This window comes from Streptomyces sp. SID14436, assembly GCF_010548465.1.
GTDB lineage: Bacteria > Actinomycetota > Actinomycetes > Streptomycetales > Streptomycetaceae > Streptomyces.
On the sequence record NZ_JAAGMD010000187.1, the window covers coordinates 1 to 9,341 of the forward strand.

Sequence of the window (9,341 nt, forward strand, 5' to 3'; positions counted from 1 at the left end):
CGGCGTCGCCGCCGCCACGTACGGGGCTGACGAGCTGCGCACCGACCGGGGCGTGCCGCCCGCGTACCGGCTGCTGATCGTGCAGACGGCCCGCGACTGCGGGCGGCCCGGTGTCACCGCGGCGCTGATCGCGGCCATGCTGAAGGTCGAGAGCGACTTCGACCCGAACCTCTCCGACCCCGCCAACGACGAGTACGGCATCGCCCGCTGGACTCCGAGGGTGCTGCGCTGGTGGATGCACGCGGACGGCACCCCGGGCGAGACCGTCCCCCAGCCGCCGTTCCCGCCCGCCGAGTCCATCCCGGCGATGGGCCGCTACCTGTGCTGGATCGCGCCCCGGCTGGACGCGGGCCTCGCGGACGACCGCCGGGTCCTGCTGGCCGCCGCGTACCGGACGTCGTACCGCAGGGTCAACGACGCGGGCGGGGTCCCGCCGAAGTACCGCTCCTACGCCGACCGTGTCGCGCACTACGTGGAGCGGTACACGCCGCCCGGGAAGCAGTGACCCGGCGCGCGGGCGGGGAGGGGAGTCCGGGGCGGCGGGGCGGGGTGGTGGTGGCGGGCCTCCTAGGCGGGCGGCCGACGCACCGCAGGAGCGGGTTCGTTCGAGGCGGACGGCGCTGCCCTGGTCCCTCCGCGGCGAGGACCGGGCAGCGCCGCCGTCCGGACGCCGGAGCGGTGCTCAGGCGGTCGGCGTGGCCCGGACGGGCTTCGGGGGCGCGACCGGCTCGGTCCCGTCGCGGTCGGCCGGGGCGGCGCCGTCGTCCCCGGCCGGCTTCCGGAGGTTGAGCACCACCAGGAACGTCAGCGCGATGCCGACGGCGATCGCCCAGGTGGCGGTGGTGACGCCGTCCATGAGCTGCCCGGTGTCCTTGGTGTCGCCGCCGCCCGCGGAGTCGGCGATCGCGATCAGCACGGCCAGACCGACAGCCCCGCCGATCTGCTGGCCGGTCGTCGCGATGCCGGAGCCGATGCCCTGGTCGGCCGGCAGCACCCCGGTGGTGGCGGCGGCGAACATCGTGGTGAAGACGATGCCCTGACCCAGCGAGAGCAGGAACAGCGACGGCGCGATCGCCCCGTAGGAGACGTCCTGGCCGAGCGTGAGGGCGAGGACGACCGTGCCGACGACGCCCATGGTCAGACCGATGAACAGGGTGTTGCGCACCCCGAACCTGGTGGCCCACTTGCCGCCCGCGACGGTGCCGACGAGGACACTGCCGGACGGCAGGACGAAGGCGAAGCCCGTGGTCCAGGCGGAGTGGCCCTGCACGATCTGCCAGTACTGGGTGAGGAAGTAGGCCAGCGCGCCGAAGGTGGCCATGAACAGGAAGGTGATGCCGGCACCGGTCGACAGGTTGCGGTTGCCGAACAGCCGCAGCGGCACCATGGGGGCCGCGCTGCGACGCTCGATGACCAGGAACACCGCGAAGGTGACGACGGCGACCGCCAGCGAGGTCAGGACCTGGCCGGAGCCCCAGCCCGCGTCCGGGCCCTGCACGAGGGCGAAGACGAACAGGGTGGAGGCGGCGGTGCCGGTGACGGCGCCCGGCAGGTCGAAGCCACCGCCGGCCTGCGGGGTGTCGTCGGGCAGCAGCCACACCGCGACGACCATGGCGGCGCCGGCCAGCAGCACGTTGACGTAGAAGACCGAGGGCCAGCCGAAGGCGTCGGTGAGCAGACCGCCGAGGATCGAGCCGAGCACCATGCCGGAGCCGCCGGCACCGCCCCAGACGGACAGGGCGCGGTTGCGCTCGGCGCCCTCCGCGAACAGCGACGTGACCAGGGAGAGGGTCGCCGGCGCGAGGAACGCGCCGCCCAGGCCCTGCACGGCCCGGGCCGCGATGAGCAGCCACGGGGCATCGGCGAAGCCGCCCGCCAGGGAGGACGCCGCGTACAGGAAGAGGCCGAGGACGAACATCCGCTTGCGGCCGAAGAGGTCGGTGGCCCGGCCGCCGAGCAGCAGGAATCCGCCGAAGGCGACGGCGTAGGCGGAGACCACCCACTGGAGGTCCTGGGCGCCGAAGCCGAGGTCCTCACCGATCTCCGGCAGGGAGACGAAGACGATGTTGTAGTCGATCGCAATGATCATCTGGGCGAAGGCGAGCAGTGCGAGCACCGCTCCCAGATGACGCGGCCGTGTCGAGTTGATGCCGGACACGCCGGTTCCTTTCATGGTGGCCCGTCAGAACGGGGAGGCGAAAGCAGGAAGGGCAGCAGGGAAGGGAGCGACGGAGGGAGCGGAGGACGGGGAATCATGGGACGGAGGGCGCGAATCAGGGCTTCGACCCGGCGGGGTGCCTCTCCGGCGTCCCGATGTGCAGGGCGTCGGAGACGGGGTGACGGGCCGGGAGTCGGCCGTGCCGGAGTGCCGCCGCGGCGACGCTGTCACGGCAGCCACCACGCCTGTGATGCACCGTCCGGCCCCCGCACGCCGCCGCGGTCCGGCGGGAGCCGGGGGGACATCGGGCTGACCACCGTGGAGGACATGGCTCCAGGCTCGGCCGCACGCCGGTGCCCTACCAGTGCGGGCGGAACATAGTGGTGGTGCCAACAGTCAGAAGTGGCCACGGGGCCCGGAACAGAGGCGCGCCTTGAGGCAGCCGTGCGCCTGGGGGGCCGGGCACGGCGCCGGGCGGGCGCGCGAACTCGACGCCGGGCGGTCCGGGGCGGTGGGCAGGATCCGGCCCAGCAGGGCATCGGAACATGAGACGCCGGGACCCGGCGGTCAGCCGGACGTCGGCCGACGGCGGCACCCGGCGTCCTCGGCCGCCGTTCGCATACTTCACCAGGGACGGGGCCGGCTGAGCCGACCACCCCACGAGCGTGGTGGGAGGGTCCAGTGGGCCCGACCGCACGCCCGGGACCGTACCTCGGCCGCGCGAGGGCCGCCCGAGAGCAGGGTCGGCCGGCGGCTCACAGGTCCGGCGCAGGCCGGGGCGGTCACCTCACGAGCCGCCGAGGCGGTCAATGGGCCCCGCCCACCAGGCCGTCGGAGCCGATACCGTCCACCTGCCGCGAGGGCGTGACGTGCGACAGCCTGCGCAGCGCCGCCTCCGTCCCGGTGCCCGGGGTCGGCAGGAACACCGTCATCCGCAGGGCGATGCGACGGGTGAAGTCCAGTGTGGCGCGGGTGAAGTGAAGGTCGCCGACGGCCGGGTGGGTGAGCACCTCGGGGCCGCAGGAGTCCTCCAGCACCTCGTGCCGCTCCCACAGCCCTTCGAACAGGGGGCTCGCGACGCGAAGTTCGTCCACCAGCGCGGGAATGGCCGTGTCCTCGACGTGCGGTGCGGCCTGGCTGCGGAAGCGGGCGACGACGCTCGGGGCGGTCTCCTCCCAGAGCGGGTAGGCGGACCGCACGTGGTCGCTGGTGAAGAACTCCCTCAACAGGTTGTACGGCCGGCGATCCGCAGGGAGACCGGGACCGGTCCCTGCACCGAGGAGGGCGCCGTCCGCACGCTCCCCGCCCATACCGAGAAGCGTCTCGGCCGCCGCGTTGGCCACCACGACGTTCCACGCGTGATCGGCGATGTACGCGGGATTGGGCCACCAGTTGTCGACGAACGGGCGCATGGCCTCGGCCCCCGGCGAAGCCTGCGGCAGTGGTGGTTCTGCTTGTACCCCGGCGAGCCGGCGCAGGTACAACCGCTGGTTCTCGCTGAGGAGGAGCACCCGGGCGATGGAGTCCAGCACCTCCCCCGACACGTTCTCGGCGCGGCCCTGTTCGATCCACGTGTACCAGGAGACGCCCACCCCGGCGAGCAGCGCGACCTCCTCGCGCCGCAGCCCCGGCGTCCGGCGCCTGCCGGCGTCCGGCAGTCCCACCTGGGCCGGGGACACCTCGGCCCGCCGTGCCACGAGGAAGCGGCCGAGTTCGCTGAGATGACGAGGCGCCACGCGCCTCGTCGAAGCGCCGTCGGTCATCGGGTGCGGTCCCCTTCCGTGATGGTGGCGGAGCAAGGGGAACGCGCCGCCCGATGCGGCTCCCCCGTGCCGTCACCTCGGCAACAACCCTCCGTCCGGGTTTGTTTCCGCCGTCGGCCTCTGCCCACCCGGCCGGCTCCGCACAGCGGTACGACGCCCGTCGCCCGGAGGACGCCCGACGGCACCCCACCCCACTCGCCGTCCCGCCGTGCTTCCGGTGGGTCTGTTCCGGGTACTCCGCGCTTCGCCGCCGGTGCCCGACACCAGCGCCGGGGGCACGGGGGACCGTCGGGCCCGACGGGATTGCCGGTTCAGGAAGGGGCCTCCGCGCGGCCCGCGCCGGCCCCGTCCGCCTGCCGCAGGGCTGCGCGCAGCACGGCGGCGCCCGTCGGGGTGAGGGTGTGCAACACGGCCCGGCCGTTGCGGACCGAGGTGACCAGACCCGTGTCGCGCAGCGCGGAGGCATGTCTGCTGGCGGCGGGGGCCGAGATTCCGGCTGCCCGCGCGATCTCGCCGGTCGTGGCGCCTGCGGACGCGGCGCACAGGGCGATCGCACGGGCGCGCCCGAGGAAGTTCGTCAGTGACCGTCCGGGGTCACGGGTGCGCGGGGCCTCGGGTTCGTGCAGCAAGGAGTACCGGACGACGGGCGGGAGCCCCGGGTCGGCCTAGGCGACCGGCTCGCCCCAGTTGAAGTACGACGGGACCAGTGTGAGCCCGCGGCCGTTCAGACGGAGGTCCCGGTCCTCCGCCTGCCGGGGGCAGGCGACCTCCAGAACGGGAGGACGCCGGCGCAGCATGGGGCCGAGTCCGGCGGGCAGGCCCTCCACTCCCCCGTCGAGCAGCCCCCGCGAGCGTGCCGCCCGCTCGGCCTCGATGCGCGCCTGGACCCGTTCGGCGTGGGGGCGATGACGGTCTCGTGGTAGGCGCGCGGCAGCGCCACCAACTGGTCCGAGCACCGCGGCCCAGTACCGGTACGAGGTCTCCCGGTACCGGCGCCGGGCCGCGGCCGCCGTGTCAGTGGAAGAAGTGACGCGTCCCCGTGAAGTACATCGTGACGCCCGCCTTCCGGGCCGCCTCGACGACCAGTTCGTCGCGGACCGAGCCGCCGGGCTGGACCACGGCCTTCACGCCGGCCTCGGTGAGGATCTCCAGGCCGTCGGGGAAGGGGAAGAAGGCGTCCGAGGCGGCGAAGGAACCGGCGGCACGCTCGGCGCCGGCCCGTTCGACGGCCAGCTTCGCCGAGTCGACGCGGTTGACCTGGCCCATGCCGACGCCGACGGAGGCGCCGTCCTTGGCGAGCAGGATCGCGTTGGACTTCACCGCGCGGCAGGCCCGCCAGGCGAAGGCGAGGTCGGCGAGGTCGGACGGGCTCAGCGCCTCACCGGTGGCCAGCGTCCAGCGGGCCGGGTCGTCGCCCTCGGCCTGGAGCCGGTCGGCGACCTGGAGGAGGACGCCGCCGTCGACCGGCTTGACCTCGACGGGGGCGGCCGGGGCGCCGGGGGCGCGCAGCACGCGGATGTTCTTCTTCTTGGTGAGGGCCTCCAGCGCGCCCTCCTCGTAGTCCGGGGCGACGACGACCTCGGTGAAGATCTCCGCGACCTGTTCGGCCATCTCCCGGGACACCGGGCGGTTCACGGCGATGACCCCGCCGAACGCGGACAGCGGGTCGCAGGCGTGCGCCTTGCGGTGCGCCTCGGCCACGTCCGCGCCGGTCGCGATGCCGCACGGGTTGGCGTGCTTGATGATCGCGACGGCGGGCTCGTCGTGGTCGTAGGCGGCGCGCAGGGCGGCGTCGGTGTCCGTGTAGTTGTTGTAGGACATCTCCTTGCCGTGCAGTTGCTCGGCCTCGGCGAGTCCGCCCGTGCCGGAGACGTACAGGGCGGCCGGCTGGTGCGGGTTCTCGCCGTACCGCAGGGTGTTCTTGCGCTCCCAGGTGGCGCCCAGGAAGTCGGGGAACTGCGAGTCGTCGACGGGCGCGTAGTCGGAGGCGAACCAGCTCGCGACGGCGACGTCGTAGGCGGCCGTGTGCTGGAACGCCTCGGCGGCGAGCCGCTTGCGGGTGGCGAGGTCGAACCCGCCGTCGCGGACCGCGGCGAGGACGTCGCCGTAGCGGCCGGGGCTGGTCACCACGGCGACGGAAGGGTGGTTCTTGGCGGCGGCGCGCACCATCGACGGACCGCCGATGTCGATCTGCTCGACGCACTCGTCGGGCGTCGCGCCCGAGGCGACGGTCTCGCGGAACGGGTAGAGGTTGACGACGACCAGGTCGAACGGCTCCACGCCCAGCTCGCCGAGCTGCTCCCGGTGGGAGTCCAGACGCAGGTCGGCGAGGATGCCGGCGTGCACCTTCGGGTGCAGGGTCTTGACCCGGCCGTCCAGGCACTCGGGGAAGCCGGTGAGCTCCTCGACCTTGGTGACGGGGACGCCCGCGGCGGCGATCTTCGCGGCGGTGGACCCGGTGGAGACGAGCTCCACCCCGGCCTCGTGCAGGCCGCGCGCGAGGTCTTCGAGGCCGGTCTTGTCGTAGACGGAGACGAGCGCCCGTCGGATGGCCCGCTTGTTGCTCTCGGCGGTCACTGGATAACTACCTTTCGTCCCTCAATGCGATAGCCGTTGCGGGCGAGCCGCCCCACGACCTCGACGAGCAGCCTTCGCTCGACGTCCTTGATGCGCTCGTGCAGAGCGCTCTCGTCGTCCTCGTCCCGGATCTCCACCACGCCCTGCGCGATGATCGGACCGGTGTCGACGCCGTCGTCGACGAAGTGGACGGTGCAGCCGGTGACCCTTACGCCGTACGCGAGCGCGTCCCGCACCCCGTGCGCCCCCGGGAAACTGGGCAGCAGCGCGGGGTGGGTGTTGACGAACCGCCCGCCGAAGCGGGCCAGGAACTCCTTGCCCACGATCTTCATGAATCCGGCGGACACCACCAGGTCGGGCGCGTGGGCGGCGACGGCCTCGGTGAGGGCCGTGTCCCACGCCTCCCGGCTCGGGTGGTCCTTCACCCGGCACACGAAGGTCGGCAGTCCGGCCCGCTCGGCCCGGGCCAGCCCCTCGATGCCCGGCCGGTCGGCGCCCACGGCCACGACCTCGGCCCCGTACGCCCGCGCACCCGTGGCGTCGATCTCGTCGAGGAGCGCCTGGAGATTGGTACCGGATCCGGAGACCAGCACGACGAGACGCCTGGGGCGTTCGGCCACGGGCTCGGCAGCCACGGTGGGGCCCTTTCTCGGGGAGCGTCTGCACGGTCGACGGCACAGCGCTTTGTACATTCATACGAATGCTTCGGGTCCCCGGATACGGGGAAGCCTACGAAGCGGCCGACCGTCAGCAACGATACCGGCACACCGGGCGGCCCCCGCGGGACGGGGGCGTGGCCGGAAGGTAGCGTCTGGGAAGAGCTGATCCGGGAACGCACGGGGCACCAGGGGAACGCCGCCCGCGCACCGAGCGTTCACGGAGAGACGGACCCGGGCCGGAGAGCCGACGGGCACGCTCCAGCTCAGCCGTAGTCGATACGCCGTGTGCGGCCCGCGCCGCACCACGCCGTACTTCATTAAGGGGAAGACGCTCACTTGATGCCGGACCGCAGCCTGCGATTCCTCACGTTCCCCCAGCAGTCGCCGCAGGGAGGGGAGCGTGGCGCCGTGCTGCTGCGGGAGCGCCCCTCCTCACCGCCCGACGCGCCCCAGAGCGAGGGCAACGGCGACGACCGGCGCCGCGACTCCCAGGGCCGGCCGGGCTCCGAGGGCTCCCAGCAGGACAATCCCTTCGCGCCGCCGCCGGAGGGCACGCCCGACCAGCCGTGGCAGCCCCGCCACCCGTCCGGCGACGAGGGCGGCGACGGCTCCCGGGGCGAGGGCGGCCGCTCCCTGTGGGGCCGGCAGTGGAGCGACCGGCAGCCCGGCCGTTCCTCCGGCGGCTTCGGCGACCGCCCGCGCGGCCCCGAGGGGCAGGGCGGCGGACCGCAGGGCCCGTCCGGCATGCGCTGGGACCCCACGGACCCGGCACAGCGCCGGGCGCGCTACGCCCTGCTGTCCGGCATGTGGGCCTTCTTCTTCGCCCTGTTCAGCTGGCCCTACGTCGCCCTGCTGCTGGGCTCCCTCGCCCTGTACTGGGGCATCAGCGCCCTGCGCGCCAAGCCCCGCTCCGGCGACCCGGACTCCCCGGCCCGCGAGCAGAAGGGGCGCCCGCAGACCACCGCCGCGGTCAGCGGCCTGGTCACGGCCTCGCTGGCGCTCGCCCTGGTGGCCGCCTCCTTCACGGCCCAGCTGGTCTACAGCGACTACTACACGTGCACCAACGACGCCCTCACCGAGGAGGCCAAGCAGTCCTGCAACGACCTCCTGCCGGACGAGCTGCGCGGCCTGCTGGGCATCGAGGAGTAGCACCGGGCGAGCACAGGCTCGGTCTTTCCCCCGGCCCTCTAGTCCTCCTTGGCGGACGGGTCCGGGCGGCAGGGGGGCGACGGTGGCGGCGGTGGCGGCGGGGGACCGACAAGCGGCAGGTCCCGTTCCGGCTTGGTCTCGTCCGCGTCCCTGGCACGCTGCGGCTTCGGCCCGTCCTGGGCACCGGGGTCCTCCCACCGCTCCGGCGTGACCGCTTCCGCCGGCCGGTTCCCCACAGGCGTCTCGTCCGGCCGGCTCACCCCGGGCACCTCGTCCGGGCGACGGGTCCCGGCCGGTCCGTCGTCGGCACGGGCGCGGATGGGGGTGGGGGCGGGGGACCTCGGCGCGTCCTCCTCATCGCCCAGGGGTGAGGGACGGGGCGCGTCCCCCACGTACGGCAGGAGGACGGAGTCCTCCCACAGCCGCGCCTCCCAGTCCTTCTCCGAGGCGGTAGCCTCCGACACCGGAGTCGCCCCGGTACCGGAGGAAGCAGAGGGAGCCGAGGCCCACGGCATCCGGAACGTCCGGCGGCGGCCCGTGAGGGTCTCCTGCGGGGGCTCGGCCCGCGGGCGTCCGATCCTCGGCTTCCGCCGCTCCCCCGCCGCCCCCGCACCGCGTCGCTCCGTCCCCGCGTCGCGCGGCCCGCGGTTCCGCCAGGCCCGTACCGTCAGCGCCGTCAGGACGCCCACCAGTCCGGTCCACACCAGCGCCGCTCCCCCGGCCTGCCACCACACGGGGCCGAAGCGGGACAGCCGGGCCGCACCCAGAGGGCCGCCCGCGAGGGCGGCGAGCAACGCCACCAGGACCGCGCACAGGGCCGCCGCGAGGAGGGCCGTGCCGGCCGTCCGTCCAGGCGACCGGGCCGGGGCCGCCGCGTCCCGGCCGACGAACCATCCGGTCACCACCCCGGCGGCGAGCGGCACCACTCCGGCCGCCCAGTTCAGCGGCGTCCCGGCGCCCGGGTCCGGAACGGCCGCCAGCAGCGGGAACGGGGGCAGCAACGGGGCCGGGGCGGAGGAGAACGGCGTCACGACG

General features: G+C 74.2%; 9 protein-coding genes. 2 read left to right on the forward strand and 7 right to left on the reverse strand.

Translation table 11 applies throughout. The annotated features are described in order from the left end of the window. The coding region (locus G3I53_RS06735; protein WP_164438118.1) for a lytic transglycosylase domain-containing protein at positions 1-505 on the forward strand (505 nt) is incomplete at its 5' end. Between the two features lie 177 nt (positions 506-682). On the opposite strand, the gene G3I53_RS06740 is transcribed toward G3I53_RS06735, so the two are convergent. The 6 genes from G3I53_RS06740 to purN all read right to left on the reverse strand — a co-directional run bounded on the left by G3I53_RS06740 (position 683) and on the right by purN (position 7,133). Next, positions 683-2,158 carry an MFS transporter gene (locus G3I53_RS06740; RefSeq protein WP_343240563.1) on the reverse strand — a complete coding sequence of 492 codons (1,476 nt, stop codon included), beginning with the start codon at positions 2,156-2,158 and terminating at the stop codon, positions 683-685. Positions 2,159-2,964: 806 nt separating this feature from the next. After that, positions 2,965-3,921 carry a helix-turn-helix transcriptional regulator gene (locus G3I53_RS06745; RefSeq protein WP_164335139.1) on the reverse strand — a complete coding sequence of 319 codons (957 nt, stop codon included), beginning with the start codon at positions 3,919-3,921 and terminating at the stop codon, positions 2,965-2,967. 311 nt (positions 3,922-4,232) lie between these two features. After that, entirely contained in the window at positions 4,233-4,550 is a 318-nt protein-coding gene (locus tag G3I53_RS33650; protein ID WP_239063619.1) for a helix-turn-helix domain-containing protein, read from the reverse strand. 36 nt (positions 4,551-4,586) lie between these two features. Further along, positions 4,587-4,877, reverse strand: coding sequence for a hypothetical protein (locus G3I53_RS33655; protein WP_239063621.1), 291 nt, complete (start codon positions 4,875-4,877; stop codon positions 4,587-4,589). A gap of 58 nt (positions 4,878-4,935) precedes the next feature. After that, the gene (gene purH / locus G3I53_RS06755; protein ID WP_164335141.1) at positions 4,936-6,498 is read right to left on the reverse strand and encodes a bifunctional phosphoribosylaminoimidazolecarboxamide formyltransferase/IMP cyclohydrolase; all 1,563 of its coding nucleotides are present in this window, start codon (positions 6,496-6,498) and stop codon (positions 4,936-4,938) included. Further along, positions 6,495-7,133: a phosphoribosylglycinamide formyltransferase gene (gene purN, locus G3I53_RS06760; protein ID WP_164335143.1), complete on the reverse strand. Its 639-nt coding sequence runs from the start codon at positions 7,131-7,133 to the stop codon at positions 6,495-6,497. Before purN ends, purH begins: the two co-directional genes overlap by 4 nt. Before the next feature lie 363 nt (positions 7,134-7,496). Here purN and G3I53_RS06765 point away from each other — a divergent pair, with 363 nt between their 5' ends. Continuing rightward, complete coding sequence (locus G3I53_RS06765; RefSeq protein ID WP_164438119.1) at positions 7,497-8,306, forward strand: hypothetical protein; 810 nt, start codon at positions 7,497-7,499, stop codon at positions 8,304-8,306. 38 nt (positions 8,307-8,344) lie between these two features. On the opposite strand, the gene G3I53_RS33660 is transcribed toward G3I53_RS06765, so the two are convergent. Beyond that, positions 8,345-9,341, reverse strand: a 997-nt coding sequence (locus G3I53_RS33660) for a DUF6350 family protein (RefSeq protein WP_239063623.1), incomplete at its 5' end; no start/stop codon positions are given.

Bases quoted from the DNA above. Each gene is read 5' to 3' on its own strand.
- G3I53_RS06745 (WP_164335139.1), bottom strand. From the start codon at position 3,921: ATGACCGACGGCGCTTCGACGAGGCGCGTGGCGCCTCGTCATCTCAGC.
- G3I53_RS06765 (WP_164438119.1), top strand. From the start codon at position 7,497: ATGCCGGACCGCAGCCTGCGATTCCTCACGTTCCCCCAGCAGTCGCCG.